General features: G+C 72.2%; 15 protein-coding genes. 1 reads left to right on the forward strand and 14 read right to left on the reverse strand.

The genetic code is table 11. The features are described from left to right. Nucleotides 1-13 precede the first annotated feature (13 nt). Entirely contained in the window at nucleotides 14-484 is a 471-nt protein-coding gene (locus tag ACIQNU_RS22760; RefSeq protein ID WP_401369288.1) for an RNHCP domain-containing protein, read from the reverse strand. A 250-nt stretch (nucleotides 485-734) separates the two neighbouring features. Continuing rightward, complete coding sequence (gene fmt, locus ACIQNU_RS22765) at nucleotides 735-1,670, reverse strand: methionyl-tRNA formyltransferase (RefSeq protein WP_401369291.1); 936 nt, start codon at nucleotides 1,668-1,670, stop codon at nucleotides 735-737. A gap of 233 nt (nucleotides 1,671-1,903) precedes the next feature. On the opposite strand from fmt, the gene ACIQNU_RS22770 reads away from it, so the two are divergent. Continuing rightward, entirely contained in the window at nucleotides 1,904-2,452 is a 549-nt protein-coding gene (locus ACIQNU_RS22770; protein ID WP_401369293.1) for a hypothetical protein, read from the forward strand. Nucleotides 2,453-2,541: 89 nt separating this feature from the next. Here the strand turns inward: ACIQNU_RS22770 and ACIQNU_RS22775 are convergent, their stop codons facing one another. The 12 genes from ACIQNU_RS22775 to ACIQNU_RS22830 form a co-directional block, all read right to left on the reverse strand. Continuing rightward, complete coding sequence (locus ACIQNU_RS22775) at nucleotides 2,542-4,704, reverse strand: primosomal protein N' (protein ID WP_401369296.1); 2,163 nt, start codon at nucleotides 4,702-4,704, stop codon at nucleotides 2,542-2,544. Nucleotides 4,705-4,826: 122 nt separating this feature from the next. Beyond that, nucleotides 4,827-6,050: a methionine adenosyltransferase gene (gene metK, locus ACIQNU_RS22780; protein WP_401369299.1), complete on the reverse strand. Its 1,224-nt coding sequence runs from the start codon at nucleotides 6,048-6,050 to the stop codon at nucleotides 4,827-4,829. A gap of 269 nt (nucleotides 6,051-6,319) precedes the next feature. After that, nucleotides 6,320-7,579 carry a bifunctional phosphopantothenoylcysteine decarboxylase/phosphopantothenate--cysteine ligase CoaBC gene (gene coaBC, locus ACIQNU_RS22785; RefSeq protein ID WP_401369302.1) on the reverse strand — a complete coding sequence of 420 codons (1,260 nt, stop codon included), beginning with the start codon at nucleotides 7,577-7,579 and terminating at the stop codon, nucleotides 6,320-6,322. A gap of 85 nt (nucleotides 7,580-7,664) precedes the next feature. Further along, nucleotides 7,665-7,937 carry a DNA-directed RNA polymerase subunit omega gene (gene rpoZ, locus ACIQNU_RS22790; protein ID WP_003982715.1) on the reverse strand — a complete coding sequence of 91 codons (273 nt, stop codon included), beginning with the start codon at nucleotides 7,935-7,937 and terminating at the stop codon, nucleotides 7,665-7,667. Nucleotides 7,938-7,977: 40 nt separating this feature from the next. After that, a complete protein-coding gene (gmk, locus tag ACIQNU_RS22795; RefSeq protein WP_401369304.1) occupies nucleotides 7,978-8,571 on the reverse strand; it encodes a guanylate kinase in 594 nt (197 codons plus the stop codon). Nucleotides 8,572-8,609: 38 nt separating this feature from the next. After that, the gene (locus ACIQNU_RS22800; RefSeq protein ID WP_003956414.1) at nucleotides 8,610-8,933 is read right to left on the reverse strand and encodes an integration host factor; all 324 of its coding nucleotides are present in this window, start codon (nucleotides 8,931-8,933) and stop codon (nucleotides 8,610-8,612) included. Nucleotides 8,934-9,290: 357 nt separating this feature from the next. Further along, the gene (gene pyrF / locus ACIQNU_RS22805) at nucleotides 9,291-10,166 is read right to left on the reverse strand and encodes an orotidine-5'-phosphate decarboxylase (RefSeq protein ID WP_401369307.1); all 876 of its coding nucleotides are present in this window, start codon (nucleotides 10,164-10,166) and stop codon (nucleotides 9,291-9,293) included. Next, nucleotides 10,163-11,269 carry a quinone-dependent dihydroorotate dehydrogenase gene (locus tag ACIQNU_RS22810; protein WP_401369310.1) on the reverse strand — a complete coding sequence of 369 codons (1,107 nt, stop codon included), beginning with the start codon at nucleotides 11,267-11,269 and terminating at the stop codon, nucleotides 10,163-10,165. Before ACIQNU_RS22810 ends, pyrF begins: the two co-directional genes overlap by 4 nt. Nucleotides 11,270-11,366: 97 nt before the next feature. Then, complete coding sequence (gene carB / locus ACIQNU_RS22815; RefSeq protein WP_401369313.1) at nucleotides 11,367-14,675, reverse strand: carbamoyl-phosphate synthase large subunit; 3,309 nt, start codon at nucleotides 14,673-14,675, stop codon at nucleotides 11,367-11,369. Next, nucleotides 14,668-15,864: a glutamine-hydrolyzing carbamoyl-phosphate synthase small subunit gene (gene carA / locus ACIQNU_RS22820; protein WP_401369316.1), complete on the reverse strand. Its 1,197-nt coding sequence runs from the start codon at nucleotides 15,862-15,864 to the stop codon at nucleotides 14,668-14,670. The genes carB and carA overlap by 8 nt, the downstream gene beginning before the upstream one ends. Further along, the gene (locus tag ACIQNU_RS22825; RefSeq protein WP_401369319.1) at nucleotides 15,861-16,475 is read right to left on the reverse strand and encodes a hypothetical protein; all 615 of its coding nucleotides are present in this window, start codon (nucleotides 16,473-16,475) and stop codon (nucleotides 15,861-15,863) included. Before ACIQNU_RS22825 ends, carA begins: the two co-directional genes overlap by 4 nt. Continuing rightward, the gene (locus tag ACIQNU_RS22830; RefSeq protein ID WP_401369322.1) at nucleotides 16,472-17,758 is read right to left on the reverse strand and encodes a dihydroorotase; all 1,287 of its coding nucleotides are present in this window, start codon (nucleotides 17,756-17,758) and stop codon (nucleotides 16,472-16,474) included. Before ACIQNU_RS22830 ends, ACIQNU_RS22825 begins: the two co-directional genes overlap by 4 nt. Nucleotides 17,759-17,762 lie beyond the last annotated feature (4 nt).

Here is a 17,762-nt window from a genome sequence, read left to right on the forward strand (position 1 = left end):
TTCTACGGGCCTTCTACAGTGAGCCCAGCCGCTCCAGTGGGAACGGCGGCCGGGCCAGCGGCAGCACCGCGAGCCGGGTCAGCGGCAGTGCGTTGTCATCGCCGGCGGTGCGGTTGGCGTGCAGGACACCGCAGCCGGTGCAGCGGTGCACGAGCACCCACTCGCCGTCCCCGCGTACGGATATGGCGAGCGGTTCCATCCGGGCGCCGCAGTCGGCGGCCCGGTCGCCGGGGGTGTCGTCGAGGTGACGGCTCCACAGGCAGTTCGGGCAGTGGTTGCGGTGACCGGTGCCGGCCGCGGTCATGGGCACGTCGAGGCCGCAGTGAAGACAGCGGAAGGACTCGGCGCGCGCCTCGACACGGGCTCTCGCGGAGGTGTTACGGACTCTTCGCGAGGTGTCCCCGGATCGTGCCGGGGTGCCGGACGCTCTGTCGGGATTTCTGTCAGCGTTTCTGTCTGGGGTTCTTCTGGTGGTGCGGGACATCGTGGAAACGACTCCTGGGCGCTACGGAACGGACACGGGCAGCTGCCTTCCGGCACATGCTCAAATCCGCCTCGCTCCCGGGCAGTTCACACCGCGGTGACGGGTTCCCTCCCTCGGACGCGAGAACGGTCCCGTGGGGCCCGGGGCATACAACACCACCTTCTGGTTCGGATCAGACTCTCCGATGAGACCCCGGCACCGCCCTCCACGGCAACTCATTTACGGGCGTCCGCGAACACTCCGCGAACCGTCAGCGCACCCCCAACTCCTCGCCCTCGGCGATCCGTACCCCCCGCGCCCAGTCCGCCGCACGCATCGGCTTCTTGCCCTGCGCCTGGACCCACAGCAGCTCCACGGCGAACGAGCCCGTGCCCACGTACACATTGTTCTTGCCGACGGACAGCGCGCCGGGTGCGAGATCCGTGCGGTCCGGGGCCAGGGTGACCTGGATCAGCTTGAGCCGTTCGCCGCGGAACACCGTCCAGGCACCGGGCGCGGGCGTGCAGCCGCGCACCACGCGGTCCACCCGGAGCGCGGGCGCCGCCCAGTCGACGTGGGCGTCGTCGACGGTGATCTTCGGCGCGGTCGTGATGCCGTCGGCGGGCTGCGGTACGGCCTTGAGGGTGCCGTCCTCAATGCCGTCCATGGTCGCGGCGAGCAGTCCGGAGCCGGCGAACGCGAGCCGGGTGAGCAGGTCGCCGCTGGTGTCGGTGGGCCGGACCTCCTCGGTGACCGTGCCGAAGACCGGGCCCGAGTCGAGGCCCTCCTCGATCAGGAAGGTCGAGGCGCCGGTGATCTCGTCGCCGGCCATGACCGCGTGCTGCACAGGTGCGGCGCCACGCCAGGCGGGCAGCAGCGAGAAGTGCAGATTGACCCAGCCGTGCACCGGGACGTCGAGGGCGACGCGCGGCAGCAGCGCACCGTACGCGACGACCGGGCAGCAGTCGGGCGCGATCTCGCGCAGCCGTGCGAGGAACGCCTCTTCGCGTGGCCTCCCCGGCTTCAGCACCTCGATCCCGGCCTCTTCGGCGCGCTGCGCGACGGGGCTCGCGACGAGATGGCGACCGCGTCCCGCGGGTGCGTCGGGACGGGTGACGACGGCCGCCACCTCGTGCCGGCCGGAGGCGATCAGGGCGTCCAGGGCGGGTACGGCGACCTCGGGGGTGCCTGCGAAGACGAGCTTCATCGGTGGCTGTCGGCCTCTCGGGCAAGGTTCGTGACGGGCAGCGCACCAGTCTATGGGCGCACGGCGCGGGGTACGCCGGGGGCGTACGGGCGCCCGCGCGCCCTGCGCATATGCCCTTGCGCCCCGGCACCGTGACCACATACCGCGTGAAGCGTTGGTCAAGAAAGAGTTGACAACAGCGGGTCGCGGTCGCGGCCCGATCCCCTTTCACCGCCGGTTCGAGAGGCTTGTTCATGGCCGACCACGCCACCCACGACGCACAGGCACGGGCCAGCCTGCACCTGTTGGTGCGGGACATCGAGCGGGTCCGCCGACAGGTGGACGCGCTGCGCACCCTCACCGCCCAACTGGGCAATGTCTACCGCCCGCGCCGCTCCGGCCCGTCCACGGGCTTCGTCGTCTACGGCCGGGCTCCCGCTCCCACCGTCCGGCTCGCCCAGGAGCTGCGGGACAGCGTCGAGACCCTGGTCACGGCGGCCGTGGACTTCGACCGTTCGCTGGGCTTCTCGTGGGACGCGGTGGGCTCGGCGCTCGGCGTGACGAAGCAGGCGGTGCACCGGCGGTACGGGGCGCGGCGGGCGGCGGCGCAGGCAGCGGCGGACGCCGAGCGGGCGACCGAGCGGACCCCCGAGCCGTCGGGCTCGCGTCCGGTCGGCGTCGGGGCCCCGCTCCCGTCGGTCCCCGCCGCCCGCTCCATGCCGACGCAGCCCCTGTCGGGCAGCCCCACCACCCTCCGCGACGACCCCCGCCCGGGAGCCTTCCCCGGCCCCCGCAACGGCTGACGCCACCGCAGAGCGGCTGCTGGGACAAGAGCGACCCAGCAGCCCGCGGGGGCCGGGCGTACTCCTACGGGCCGGCGAGCCCGTTCCCGCTATCCGATGTCGGGCGGATCGATCCGTACCCGCACCGCTCCCCCGTTCCCCCCGGCGCCCCGCGCCGCCAGTGCGGCCTGGGCGACCTTCAGGGCGGTGGCCAGCGCGGCGCCGCTCCCCCGTGGCACCCGCACCAGCGCCCGCTCCCATCGCTCCCCGGGCGGGGGCGCCCCGACCCGCCGCGCGGCCGGGCGCCCGGCCTCCACGACGGGCAGCGGTACCGGGCCCAGCACCTCGGCGTCGGCCGGGAGTTCGACCGAGGCGAGGAAGTCCGCCACCGCTTCGGGCGGTCCGGAGACCGCCGCCATCCGTGACACGGGCGGGAACCCCAGCTCGGCCCGCTCCGCCAGCTCCCGCACGGCATGGCCCACCGGGTCCCACCGCACCAGCGCCTGCACGGGCCGCAGCGTCGGCTCGGCGACGACCACGACGGTGCCGCCCGCGCCCTGGTCCCGTACCAGCGAGGCGGCGCCGATCCAGTGCCGCAGCGCTTCCTCGCCCGCGCGCAGATCGGGCCGGCCGAGCATCGCCCACCCGTCGAGGAGCAGCGCGGCGGCGTACCCGCCCTCGGCGACGGGTTCCGCGCCCGGTGTGCTCACGACGAGGGCGGGGGCGTCCGGAACGGTGTCCAGGATCTGTTCCCGCCCCGATGTCCGCACCGGCACCGCGGGAAAGGCCCGGCCCAGCTCCTCGGCCGTGCGCCGGGCGCCGACCACCTGGGCCCGCAGCCGGAACCCTCCGCACTCGGGGCAGTGCCAGCCGCCCTCCTCCCGCCCGCACCATCCGCACCGCAGCGCGGCGGTGCCGTCCCGCGCCTCCAGCGGTCCGGCGCAGTGCCGGCACCGGGCGGGCTCCCGGCACCGCTCGCAGGCGAGCCGGGGTACGTAACCACGCCTGGGCACCTGGACGAGGACCGGTCCGTGCCGCAGGCCCTCGCGGGCGGCCTGCCAGGCGAGGCTGGGCAGCCGGGCGGCGCGCGCGGCCTCGTCGCGCGCGAGGTCGGCGTCGCCCACGGTGCGCACCAGCGGCGCGGCGGCCCGCACCTGTGCGCGGTCGGCGACGAGGGGTCGCGCCCAGCCGCTCTCGACGAGCTGGGCGGCCTCGACGGTGCAGCCCACGTCACCGAGCAGGAAGCCGCTCCGGTCGTGCGCGGCGCGCAGCAACAGCACTTCGCGCGCGTGGGGTTGGGGCGCGTGCGGCTCGCTGTGGCTGGAGTCGCCGTCGTCCCAGATCGCGACCAGGCCGAGGTCCCGTACCGGCGCGAACATGGCGGCGCGGGTGCCGACCACGGCCCGCACGGAACCGCGCCGCACGGCGAGCCACTGCCGGTACCTCTTCTCGGGCCCGGCGTCGGCGGTGAGCACGGCGTGGTGTCCCGGTCCGAGGAGCGCGGTCAGCGCGGCGTCGACGCGGGCGACGACCCGGCCGTCCGGTACGACGACGAGCGCGCCGCGCCCCGAGGCGAGCGTCGCGGCGACGGCGCGGGCGAGTTCGTCGGCCCACAGGGGCCCCGGAAGCGCGTTCCACACGGCGCGGGGCGCGCCCCCGGTCGCGAGGGCGTCCAGGAAGGCGGGCCCTCGTCCGTACCGCGCCCAGGACCCGGGGTCGGGTGCCGGGGGCGGCGGCAGGGGGTCGGGGGACGGCTTGCCCTCCGCGCGGGCGTTGCGCGGCGGGACCGCGAGCTGGAGGACGTCGGCGAGGCTTCCCGCGTACCGGTCGGCGACGGCCCGTGCCAGGGCGAGCAGTTCGTCCCCGAGGACCGGCTCGGGCGACACGACCTGGGCGAGCGCGGCCAGCGGCCCGGAGTACTCCGATACGGCGACCCGCTCCACGAGGAACCCGTCGACCAGACCGCCGCCCTCGCGCCGCCCGTCCCGCACCTGATGCCGCCCGGCCCCGAACCGCACCCGCACCCGCACCCCGGGCTGCGCCTGCTCGTCCAGCTCGGCGGGGACGGCGTAGTCGAAGTACCGGTCGAGATGCAGCACACCCTTGTCCACGAGCACCCGCGCGACAGGCAGCTCGCCGGCCAGCGCGGCCCCCCGCCAGGTCCGCGGCTTGGCCCGAGGCACCTTGGCCTGCCGCACACTCTCCCGAATCAAAGCCAACTGCTCAGGCACACCCCCACCACCCCCCTGCCCCTGCCCGTCACCGCTGCTCACACCAGCATTCCTACCAGACGGCTCGGACAGTGGCGGGGCGTGTTCCGGGCGCCGACGCGTCGAGGCCGGACACCCCCGCGGGGATGTCCGGCCTCGTGGTACGACGCGGTCGCGGCGGGCGGCTACAGCCCCGCCGCCTCCCGCAGGGCGTCCACCCGGTTCGTCGTCTCCCACGTGAAGTCCGGGAGTTCGCGGCCGAAGTGGCCGTACGCCGCGGTCTGGGCGTAGATCGGGCGGAGCAGGTCGAGGTCGCGGATGATCGCGGCGGGGCGGAGGTCGAAGACCTCGGCGATCGCGGACTCGATGCGCTCCGTGTCGACCTTGTTCGTGCCGAAGGTCTCCACGAACAGGCCCACGGGCTCGGCCTTGCCGATGGCGTAGGCGATCTGGACCTCGCAGCGGGACGCGAGACCCGCGGCGACGACGTTCTTGGCGACCCAGCGCATCGCGTACGCGGCGGAGCGGTCCACCTTGGACGGGTCCTTGCCGGAGAAGGCGCCGCCACCGTGGCGGGCCATGCCGCCGTAGGTGTCGATGATGATCTTCCGGCCGGTGAGTCCGGCGTCGCCCATCGGGCCGCCGATCTCGAAGCGTCCGGTCGGGTTCACCAGGAGGCGGTAGCCCTCGGTCTCCAGCTTGATGCCGTCGTCCAGGAGCGCCTTCAGCTCCGGCTCGACGACGAACTCGCGGATGTCGGGGGCGAGCAGCGAGTCGAGGTCGATGTCCGACGCGTGCTGCGACGAGACCACGACCGTGTCGAGGCGGACGGCCTTGTCGCCGTCGTACTCGATGGTGACCTGAGTTTTGCCGTCGGGCCGCAGGTAGGGGATGGTCCCGTTCTTGCGGACCTCGGACAGGCGCCGGGACAGGCGGTGCGCGAGGTGGATGGGGAGCGGCATCAGCTCGGGCGTCTCGTCGCACGCGTAGCCGAACATCAGGCCCTGGTCGCCGGCGCCCTGCTTGTCCAGCTCGTCGCCGCCCTCACCGCGCGACGCGCCCTCGACGCGCTTCTCGTACGCCGTGTCGACGCCCTGCGCGATGTCGGGGGACTGGGAGCCGATGGACACCGACACGCCGCAGGAGGCGCCGTCGAAGCCCTTCTTCGATGAGTCGTAGCCGATCTCAAGGATCTTGTCGCGCACCAGCTGCGCGATCGGCGCGTACGCCTTCGTCGTGACCTCTCCGGCCACATGCACCTGGCCGGTGGTGATCAGCGTCTCCACGGCGACCCGGGAGGTCGGGTCCTCCCGCAGAAGCGCGTCGAGAATGGTGTCGCTGATCTGGTCAGCGATCTTGTCGGGGTGACCCTCGGTCACGGACTCCGAGGTGAAGAGACGGCGGGACACATCGCTCCCTGGGGTTGCAGCGGCTGCTGGCTGTTCATGGGCGGACCGGCCGGAGGCTGCGCCCGGCGTGGTCCGACTTCAGTTTATCGGTCGCGCTCGTCCGCCGGACCAGGTGTCTCGCCACGTGGGAGCCCTGTGACCTGCGGCACTGGCATTCTGCGGTACTGCGTACTCCTCCACCAGACGGAAATCCGGATTCTAGGGGGGTCACCCGTATCCGGTGGCCGTATCCGGCGGAGCGGTCTCGATTCTTACCCAGGAGGCGTCGTTCACGCACCGGGCGCGCCGGTCGCACCGCCGGTCAGCCGCGCGACGACGAGGTCCCAGACGGTGTCGGCGAGGTCTTCCTTCGGGCCGTACGGGACGGGGGTCTCGGTGCCGTCGGCGCCGAGCACGACGGCCTCGTTCTCCTCGGCGCCGAAGGTCTTGCGCTCCCCCACCTCGTTGACGACGAGCAGGTCGGAGCCCTTGCGCCGGAGTTTGGCGCGGCCGTTGCCGAGGACGTCGTCGGTCTCGGCGGCGAATCCGACGATCACCTGCCCGGGGCGCGGGCGGTCCCCGGAGATCTCGGCGAGGATGTCCGGATTACGGACCAGCGCGACGGCTTCGGGCTCCTGGCCGTCCTTCTTCTTGATCTTCCCGGTGGCGTACACGGCGGGGCGGAAGTCGGCCACGGCGGCGGCCATCACCACGGCGTCGGCGTCGGCGGCGGCCTTGAGTACGGCCTCGCGGAGCTGGACGGCGGTGCCGACGGGGACGATGTCGACACCGGCCGGGTCGGGCAGTGCGGTGGTGTTGGCGGCGATCAGGGTGACACGGGCGCCCCGGGCGGCGGCGGTACGGGCGAGCGCGTAGCCCTGTTTGCCGGAGGAGCGGTTGCCGAGGAAGCGGACGGGGTCGAGGGGTTCGCGGGTGCCGCCCGCGCTGATGACGACATGGCGCCCGGCGAGGTCGGGTTCGCGGACGCCGCGTACCAGGATCCGGCGGCAGAGGGCGAAGATCTCGGCGGGCTCGGGGAAGCGGCCCTTGCCGGTGTCGACACCGGTGAGGCGGCCGACGGCGGGCTCGATGACGACGGCGCCGCGCCCGCGGAGGGTGGCGACGTTCTCCTGGGTCGCGGGGTGTTCCCACATCTCGGTGTGCATCGCGGGCGCGAAGACGACGGGGCAGCGGGCGGTGAGGAGGGTGTTGGTGAGCAGGTCGTCGGCGAGGCCGTGGGCGGCCTTGGCGAGCAGGTCGGCGGTGGCGGGGGCGACGACGACGAGGTCGGCGCCCTGGCCGATGCGGACGTGCGGGACCTCGTGGACGTCGGACCAGACCTCGGTGGACACGGGGTGCCCGGAGAGCGCCGACCAGGTCGCGGCGCCGACGAAGTGCAGCGCGGCGTCGGTCGGCACGACCCGTACGTCATGGCCCGACTCGGTCAGCCGGCGCAGCAGCTCGCACGCCTTGTACGCGGCGATGCCACCGCTGACCCCCAGAACGACCTTCGGTTGGTCCACCGTCTCTCCCCAGGCTCGGCTTCGCATACGCGCGCGGTGACGCCCGTACTCACCCATGACACACCACGGGCCCGGCGGTCGCGCCGCCGGGCCCGTGGGGAAGGTGCGAAAACTACTGAGCGGGGCCTTCGACGGCCTCGGAGGTCAGCAGACCCGCGTTGATCTCGCGCAGGGCGATCGAGAGCGGCTTCTCGTGGACATGCGTGTCGACGAGCGGACCGACGTACTCCAGCAGGCCCTCGCCGAGCTGGGAGTAGTACGCGTTGATCTGGCGCGCACGCTTGGCCGCGTAGATCACGAGGCTGTACTTCGAGTCCGTGGCCTCAAGCAGCTCGTCGATCGGCGGGTTGATGATGCCCTCGGGCGCGGTAATGGAAGAGGACACGCTCTACCTTCCGAAAAGGGGGGGGTGGGATCAGAAAAGATCACACTACGTCCATCAAGGCTAGCAGCTCACGCGCCACGTCCTCGACGGAGGTGTTGACGAGGGTGGTGTCGAACTCGGATTCGGCGGCCAGCTCGACCCGGGCGGCGGCGAGGCGGCGCTCGATGACGTCGGGCGCCTCGGTGCCCCGGCCGGTGAGCCTGCGGACCAGCTCCTCCCAGGAGGGCGGTGCGAGGAAGACCAGCTGGGCCTCGGGCATCGACTCGCGGACCAGGCGGGCGCCCTGGAGGTCGATCTCCAGGAGGACGGCCTCGCCGGCGTCGAGGTGGGCGTGGACGGCGCCGCGCGGGGTGCCGTAGCGGTTGCCCGCGAACTCGGCCCATTCGAGCAGTTCGCCATTGGCGACGAGCTTGTCGAACTCCTCGTCGGCGACGAAGAAGTACTGCACGCCGTGCTTCTCGCCGGGGCGGGGCTTACGGGTGGTGGCCGACACCGAAAGCCATACCTCGGGGTGTGCTTTGCGCAAATGCGCGACGACCGTGCTCTTGCCGACCCCGGAGGGGCCGGAGAGCACGGTCAGCCGCGGACGTACGTCCGGGGGTACGGGGGACGTCCCCCGGGATGTTGCAGCCATGGAGCGATTATCCAGGTTCTCGGGGGTGCCCGGGAACGTCAGGCGGGGCCCCCGCCGAACTCGCGCTCCAGGGAGGCGATCTGGTTGGAGCCGAGGCCCCGTACGCGGCGGCTCTCGGAGATGCCGAGCCGCTCCATGATCTGCTTGGCGCGGACCTTGCCGACGCCGGGCAGGGACTCCAGGAGGGCGGAGACCTTCATCTTGCCGATGACGTCGTTCTCCTGGCCCTGCTTGATGACCTCGTGAAGGGAGGCGCCGGAGTGCTTGAGTCGATTCTTGACCTCGGCCCGCTCCCGGCGAGCCGCGGCGGCCTTTTCGAGCGCGGCTGCGCGCTGTTCAGGGGTAAGGGGCGGAAGAGCCACGCCTACGTCACCTCGGATGTCGAACTGTCGGATACGGACCGGTGAGGAACCTAGTCGCCCCACACCTGGGGAGCAACGAGCAACGCTCTCGCCCGTTTCTCCCCCACTGCCTGGAGGGCGTGGGAGGTGCCCTCACTCGACGGAGACTAGCGGCCAGGACCCTCGGAGTCAGCGAGAACAACGGAAAAGTCCTGGTCAGCCTCAATCTAGCTGGACATTCTGGGGCAAAAAGCCCCGGATTCGGGGAGGGATCCGACCAGGACACCCGTGCGACACGGCCCGCGCGCGTCCGACACGGCACGAAATTCGAAGGCTGCCCAACCCCGGACCCCCCGAAACGCGCGCCGCACGACCCACCTACGCCTCGCGCAGCGCCTCCCGGACCTCCTCCGCGAAACGGGCCGCCGAGATCCGCAGCGCGCTCACATCAGGACCGTGGCGCAGGACCCCCCGGCTGACACTCGGCACCACATTGCGCACCGACCGCCCGAACACCCCCGGAAGGTCCGCCGGGGTCGCGCCCTGGGCACCGATACCGGGCGCGAGGAGCGGTCCGTCGACGGCGAGGTCGTACGAGGACAGATCGCCGAGGGTGGCGCCGACGACCGCGCCGAAGGAGCCCAGGGGCGCGCCGCCCGCGATCTCGGGGGCGTTCTCGGCGGCGAGGTGGGCGAGGATGCCCGCGCCGACGGTCCGGCCGTCCGCCCCGCGCGCGTGCTGCACCTCGGCGCCCTCCGGGTTGGAGGTGAGAGCGAGCACGAACAGTCCGGCGCCGCTCTCGCGCGCGAGGTCGACGGCGGGCCGCAGGGAGCCGTAGCCGAGGTAGGGCGAGACGGTGAGCGCGTCGGCGAACAGGGGGGCGCCCTTGCTGAGGAACGTCTCCGCGTAGGCGCTCATCGTCGAGCCGATGTCGCCGCGCTTGGCGTCCAGGACGACGAGGGCGCCCGCCGCGCGCGCGTCCTCCACGGTCCGCTCCAGGACGGCGATGCCCCCGGAGCCGAACCGCTCGTAGAAGGCGCTCTGCGGTTTCAGCACGGCGACCCGGTCGGCCAGCGCCTCGACCACGGTCCCGCTGAACCGCTCCAGACCGGCGATGTCGTCGCCGAGCCCCCAGTCGCGCAGCAGGGACGCGTGCGGGTCGATGCCGACGCACAGCGGCCCGCGCGTGTCCATCGCGTGCCGCAGCCGCGTACCGAAGGGAACGAAGGCGTCCGACGGGTCTGTGGGGCTCATGCGGGTGTCCTTACGTCGGCGCCGACGGCCTCGGCGAGTGTGGCGTACGGGGAGGTGCGCAGGCGGGCGGCGAGGCCCCGGTGGATCGCTCGGGACCAGAAGGGACCTTCGTAGACGAAGGCGCTGTAGCCCTGGACCAGGGTGGCGCCGGCCAGGATGCGCTGCCAGGCGTCCTCGGCGTTCTCGACGCCGCCGACGCCGACCAGGGTGATGCGGTCCCCCACGCGCGCGTAGAGGCGCCGCAGCACCTCCAGGGAGCGGGCTTTGAGGGGGGCGCCGGAGAGGCCGCCCGTCTCCCGTACGAGGGCCGGGTCGGAGGTCAGGCCGAGCCCTTCGCGCGCGATGGTGGTGTTGGTGGCGATGATGCCGTCCAGGCCGAGGGCGACGGCGAGGTCGGCGACGGCGTCGATGTCCTCGTCCGCGAGGTCGGGCGCGATCTTCACCAGGAGCGGTACGCGGCGGCCCGGCACGCTGCGGTCGGCGGCCTCGCGGACTGCCGTGAGCAGCGGGCGCAGGTGGTCGACTGCCTGGAGGTCGCGCAGGCCCGGTGTGTTCGGCGAGGAGACGTTGACGACCAGGTAGTCCGCGTGGCGGGCGAGGCGTTCGGTGGACTTCACGTAGTCCGCGGCGGCCTCCAGTTCGGGGACGGTCTTGGTCTTGCCGATGTTGACGCCGACCGTCGTCCGGAAGACGGGCCTGCGGGTCGCGAGGCGCTCGGCGACGGCCGTGGAGCCCTCGTTGTTGAAGCCCATGCGGTTGACGAGGGCGCGGTCGGGGACCAGCCGGAACAGTCGGGTACGGGGGTTGCCGGGCTGTGCTTCGCCGGTGACGGTGCCGATCTCGACGTGGTCGAAGCCGAGCATCGCCATCCCGTCGATCGCGACGGCGTTCTTGTCGAAGCCCGCGGCGAGCCCGAACGGGCCGTGCATGCGCAGCCCGAACGCCTCGGTGCGCAGCTCCCGGTGGCGGGGCGCGAGCAGGGCGGCGAGGAGGGTGCGCAGGACGGGGACGCGGGCGGCGAGCCGGATCCAGCGGAAGGCCAGGTGGTGGGCGCGCTCGGGGTCCATCCGGCGGAAGACGAGGTCGAAGAAGAGTCGGTACATGGCGGTGTCCTCGTGAGGGGTGGCCTCGCGGCCTCAGGAACGGAGGGTGGCCTCGTGGAGAGGGGGACACCGTTTCCGGTGTCCCCCTGGGAAATGACTAGTCGCGGCCCGCGGTCAGATGTTCCGCGTGTTCCTGGAGGGAACGGACGCCGACGTCGCCGTGGTTGAGCGCGTCGATGCCCTGGACGGCGGCGGCGAGCGCCTGCACGGTCGTCAGGCACGGCACGGAGCGCGCCACGGCGGCCGTCCGGATGTCGTAGCCGTCGAGCCGGCCGCCGGTGCCGTAGGGCGTGTTGACGATGAGGTCGACCTCGCCCTCGTGGATGAGCTGGACGATCGTCTTCTCGCCGTTCGGGCCTTCGCCCTCGCTCTGCTTGCGCACGACGGTGGCGTTGATGCCGTTGCGCTTGAGGACCTCGGCGGTGCCGGAGGTGGCGAGCAGTTCGAAGCCGTGGGCGACGAGTTCACGCGCGGGGAAGATCATCGAGCGCTTGTCCCGGTTGGCGACCGAGATGAAGGCGCGGCCCTTGGTGGGCAGCGGCCCGTAGGCACCGGCCTGCGACTTGGCGTACGCCGTGCCGAAGACCGAGTCGATGCCCATGACCTCGCCCGTCGAGCGCATCTCGGGGCCGAGGACCGTGTCGACGCCGCGGCCGTGGATGTCGCGGAACCGTGACCACGGCATGACGGCCTCCTTGACGGAGATCGGCGCGTCCAGCGGGAGGGTGCCGCCGTCGCCGTGGGCGGGGAGCAGTCCTTCGGCGCGCAGCTCCGCGACGGTGGCGCCGAGCGAGATCCGGGCGGCGGCCTTCGCCAGCGGCACCGCGGTCGCCTTCGACGTGAAGGGGACGGTGCGCGACGCGCGCGGGTTGGCCTCCAGCACGTAGAGGATGTCCCCGGCCAGCGCGAACTGGATGTTGATCAGGCCCCGGACGCCCACCCCGCGCGCGATGGCCTCGGTCGAGGCGCGCAGCCGCTTGATGTCGAAGCCGCCGAGGGTGATCGGGGGCAGGGCGCACGCCGAGTCGCCGGAGTGGATCCCGGCCTCCTCGATGTGCTCCATGACACCGCCGAGGTACAGCTCCTCACCGTCGTACAGCGCGTCCACGTCGATCTCGATGGCGTCGTCGAGGAAGCGGTCCACGAGGACGGGCCGGGTCGGCGAGATCTCCGTGGACTCGGCGATGTACGACTCAAGCCGGGCCTCGTCGTACACGATCTCCATGCCGCGCCCGCCGAGCACGTACGAGGGCCGGACCAGGACCGGGTAGCCGATCTCGTCGGCGATGGCCTTGGCGCCCGCGAAGGTGGTGGCGGTGCCGTGCTTCGGCGCGGGCAGGCCCGCCTCGGCCAGCACCTGTCCGAAGGCGCCGCGGTCCTCGGCGGCGTGGATGGCCTCGGGCGGGGTGCCGACGACGGGGACGCCGTTGTCCTTGAGCGCCTGGGCGAGGCCGAGCGGGGTCTGGCCGCCGAGCTGGACGACGACTCCGGCGATGGGCCCGGCCAGGGACTCGGCGTGCACGATCTCCAGGACGTCTTCGAGGGTCAGCGGCTCGAAGTACAGGCGGTCGGAGGTGTCGTAGTCCGTCGAGACGGTCTCCGGGTTGCAGTTGACCATCACGGTCTCGTAGCCCGCGTCGTGCAGCGCGAAGGAGGCGTGCACGCACGAGTAGTCGAACTCGATGCCCTGGCCGATGCGGTTGGGCCCGGACCCGAGGATGATCACTGCGGGCTTCTCGCGGGGCGCGACCTCGGTCTCCTCGTCGTAGGAGGAGTAGAAGTACGGGGTCTTCGCGGCGAACTCGGCGGCGCAGGTGTCGACCGTCTTGTAGACCGGGCGTACGCCGAGCGCGTGCCGCACCTCGCGGACGACGTCCTCGCGCAGGCCCCGGATCTGGGCGATCTGGGCGTCCGAGAAGCCGTGCCGCTTGGCCTCCGCGAGAAGGTCCGGGTGGAGCTTCTCGGCGGCGGCCAGTTCGTCCGCGATCTCCTTGATCAGGAAGAGCTGGTCCACGAACCAGGGGTCGATCTTGGTGGCGTCGAAGACCTCGCCGGGGGTGGCGCCGGCGCGGATGGCCTGCATGACGGAGTTGATACGTCCGTCGGTCGGCCGTACGGCCTCTTCGAGGAGCTGCTTCTTGTCGCCGGGCTCGCCGGTGAACGTGAACTGCGAGCCCTTCTTCTCCAGGGACCGCAGGGCCTTCTGAAGGGCCTCGGTGAAGTTGCGGCCGATGGCCATGGCCTCGCCGACGGACTTCATGGTGGTGGTCAGCGTGGAGTCGGCCGAGGGGAACTTCTCGAAGGCGAAGCGGGGTGCCTTCACCACGACGTAGTCGAGGGTCGGCTCGAAGGAGGCCGGGGTCTTCTCGGTGATGTCGTTGGGGATCTCGTCGAGGGTGTAGCCGACGGCGAGCTTCGCGGCGATCTTCGCGATCGGGAAGCCGGTCGCCTTGGACGCGAGCGCCGAGGACCGGGAGACGCGCGGGTTCATCTCGATGACGATGACCCGGCCGTCCTCGGGGTCGACCGCGAACTGGATGTTGCAGCCGCCGGTGTCGACGCCGACCTCGCGGATCACGGCGATGCCGATGTCCCGCAGGATCTGGTACTCGCGGTCGGTGAGCGTCATCGCCGGGGCGACGGTGATGGAGTCGCCGGTGTGGACGCCCATCGGGTCGAAGTTCTCGATGGAGCAGACGACCACGACGTTGTCGTGCTTGTCGCGCATCAGCTCCAGCTCGTACTCCTTCCAGCCGAGGATGGACTCTTCGAGAAGCACCTCGGTGGTCGGCGACAGGGTGAGGCCCTGTCCGGCGATGCGGCGCAGCTCTTCCTCGTCGTGCGCGAAGCCGGAGCCCGCGCCGCCCATGGTGAAGGAGGGGCGGACGACGACGGGGTAGCCGCCGAGCGTGTCGACGCCGCCGATGACGTCGTCCATGGTGTGGCAGATCACCGAGCGGGCGGACTCGCCGTGCCCGATCTTCGCGTGGACGGCTTCCACGACCTCCTTGAACAGCTCGCGGTCCTCGCCCTTGTTGATGGCTTCGACGTTGGCGCCGATCAGTTCGACGCCGTACTTGTCGAGGGTGCCCGCCGCGTGCAGGGAGATGGCGGTGTTCAGCGCGGTCTGGCCGCCGAGGGTGGGCAGGAGCGCGTCGGGCCGCTCCTTGGCGATGATCTTCTCGACGAACTCGGGGGTGATCGGTTCGACGTAGGTGGCGTCGGCGATCTCCGGGTCGGTCATGATCGTCGCCGGGTTGGAGTTGACGAGGATCACCCGCAGGCCCTCGGCCCTGAGGACGCGGCACGCCTGGGTGCCGGAGTAGTCGAACTCGGCGGCCTGTCCGATGACGATCGGTCCGGAACCGATGACCAGGACGGACTGGATATCGGTGCGCTTAGGCACGCTGGCCCTCCCTCAGGACGGTGTCCATCAAAGACGTGAAGCGGTCGAACAGGTAGGCCGCGTCGTGCGGGCCCGCCGCCGCTTCGGGGTGGTACTGGACGCTGAACGCCGGCCGGTCGAGGAGCCGCAGCCCCTCCACCACCTGGTCGTTCAGGCAGACATGGGAGACCTCGGCGCGGCCGTAGGGCGTGTCGCTGATCCGGTCGAGGGGCGCGTCGACGGCGAAGCCGTGGTTGTGCGCGGTGACCTCGACCTTGCCGGTGGTCCGGTCCTGCACGGGCTGGTTGATGCCCCGGTGCCCGTACTTCAGCTTGTACGTGCCGAAGCCGAGGGCGCGGCCGAGGATCTGGTTGCCGAAGCAGATGCCGAACAGCGGGGTGCCCCGGTCCAGGACCTCGCGCATGACGGCGACGGCGTGGTCGGCGGTGGCGGGGTCGCCGGGGCCGTTGGAGAAGAACACGCCGTCCGGCGCGGTGGCGTACACGTCGTCGGCGGTCGCCGTGGCAGGCAGCACGTGCACCTCGATGCCGCGCTCGGCCATGCGGTACGGGGTCATGCCCTTGATGCCGAGGTCGACGGCGGCGACGGTGTAGCGGGCGGTGCCGAGCGGCAGGGGCGCGCCGTCGGGGCCGAGCGCCGGGACGACGTACGGCTCCTTGGTGGCGACCTCGGCGGCGAGGTCGGCGCCCGCCATCTCGGGGGCCTGGCGGACCTCGGCGAGCATGGTGCCCTCGTCGGGCAGGGCGTTGCCGGAGAAGATGCCGACGCGCATGGCGCCGCGCTCACGCAGATGCCGGGTGAGGGCGCGGGTGTCGACGCCGGAGATCCCGACGACGCCCTGCGCGGCCAGTTCCTCGTCGAGGGAGCGCCGGGAGCGCCAGTTGGACGGCGTGCGCGCGGGGTCGCGGACGACATAGCCCGCGACCCAGATGCGCCGGGACTCGGGGTCCTCGTCGTTGACGCCGGTGTTGCCGATGTGCGGGGCCGTCATGACGACGACCTGGCGGTGGTACGAGGGGTCGGTCAGCGTCTCCTGGTAACCGGTCATGCCGGTGTTGAAGACGGCTTCCCCGAAGGTCTCGCCGACGGCTCCGTAGGCGCGGCCCCGGAAGACGCGGCCGTCCTCAAGTACGAGTACGGCGGGAGCCTTGGCTCCTCTGGTGGGGGTCGGCTGCGGTTGCGCGCTCATCGGTCGGCGCCTTCCGTGGTGGGGTCCATGGTGTGGTCTGCGGTGGGTGTCAGGGCGGTGAGGGCTTCGACCCAGGCGGGGTGCTCGGCGGCCCGGTCGGAGCGGAAGCCGGAGTCGATCAGCCGGTCGCCGTGCTCCCAGGTGACGACGAGGAGTCCGCCCTCGGTGAGGACCTTGCCGGCGATGCCCTTGTCGAGCCGGGCGCCGCGCAGCCGGTCCGCCGGGACGAAGAAGTCGGCGGCGCCGGGGCGTACGACGTCGAGGCCCGCGTCGGTGAGGGTCAGCTCGGCGCGCGAGCGGGTGCCGAGGCCGTGCGCCACGATCCGGTCGAGCCACTGCCCGGCGGTGGTCGAGCCGTGGTAGCGACCGCTCATGGCCAGTGTCGCCGGGCCGGTCTCGGACGGCACGCCCGGCAGCTCGGGAAGGTCGCTCTGGAGGGTGGCGCGCCACTTCCAGCCCTCGCGCATCAGCCAGTAGACGAGCGCGACGAAGAGGGCGAGTCCGACGAGCCAGCCGATGCGGGCGGCCCAGTCGGTGACGTCGGCCGACTTCTGCTCGGCGGCGAGCGCGGCGAGCGCTTCGACGTTGCGGAGGGGTGTGTGAGGTGTCACGCGAGCTTCCCGTCGACGAGCGTGGCGCGGCCCCGCAGCCAGGTGTGGGTCACGCGCCCCGGCAGCTCACGACCCGCGTAGGGGGTGTTGCGGCTGCGGGAGGCGAAGCCCGCGGGGTCCACGGCCCCACGGTATGCCGGATCGACCAGGGTGAGGTTGGCGGGCTCACCCTCCGAGACGGGCCGGCCGTGTCCGCTCAGCCGGCCGATCTCGGCGGGCCGCAGCGACATGCGGTCGGCGACGCCCGCCCAGTCGAGGAGGCCGGAGTCGACCATGGTGTGCTGCACGACGGAGAGCGCGGTCTCCAGGCCGACCATGCCCATGGCGGCGGCGGCCCACTCGCAGTCCTTGTCCTCGTGCGGGTGCGGGGCGTGGTCGGTGGCGACGCAGTCGATGGTGCCGTCGGCCAGGGCCTCGCGCAGCGCCATCACGTCGGCCTCGGTGCGCAGCGGCGGGTTGACCTTGTACACGGGGTCGTAGCTGCGGACGAGTTCGTCGGTGAGCAGCAGGTGGTGCGGGGTGACCTCGGCGGTGACGTCCCAGCCCTTGGACTTGGCCCAGCGGACCAGTTCGACGGATCCGGCCGTGGAGAGGTGGCAGATGTGGACGCGGGAGCCGACGTGGGCGGCGAGCAGGACGTCGCGGGCGATGATCGACTCCTCGGCGACGGCGGGCCAGCCGCCGAGGCCCAGTTCGGCGGAGACGACGCCCTCGTTCATCTGGGCGCCCTCGGTGAGCCGGGGCTCCTGCGCGTGCTGGGCGACGACGCCGCCGAACGCCTTCACGTACTCCAGGGCGCGCCGCATGATCACGGCGTCGTCCACGCACTTGCCGTCGTCCGAGAAGACCATGACGCCGGCGGCGGAGTCGTGCATGGCGCCGAGTTCGGCGAGCTTCTTGCCCTCCAGGCCGACGGTGACGGCGCCGACGGGCTGCACATCGCAGTAGCCGTGTTCGCGGCCCAGGCGCCAGACCTGCTCGACCACGCCCGCGGTGTCCGCGACGGGGAAGGTGTTGGCCATGGCGTGCACGGCGGTGAAGCCGCCGGTGGCGGCGGCCCGGGTGCCGGTGAGGACGGTCTCGGAGTCCTCGCGGCCCGGCTCGCGCAGATGGGTGTGCAGGTCGACCAGGCCGGGCAGCAGGACGTGTCCCTCGGCCTCCACGACGGTGGCGCCGTCGGCGTCGATGCCGTCGCCCACGCGCGCGATGGTCCCGCCGTCGATCAGTACGTCCCGAGGCTCGCCGCCGAGCACCTTCGCACCACGGATCAGGGTCTTGCTCATGTCG

The sequence above is a fragment of the Streptomyces sp. NPDC091292 genome, assembly GCF_044757265.1.
Lineage (GTDB): Bacteria > Actinomycetota > Actinomycetes > Streptomycetales > Streptomycetaceae > Streptomyces.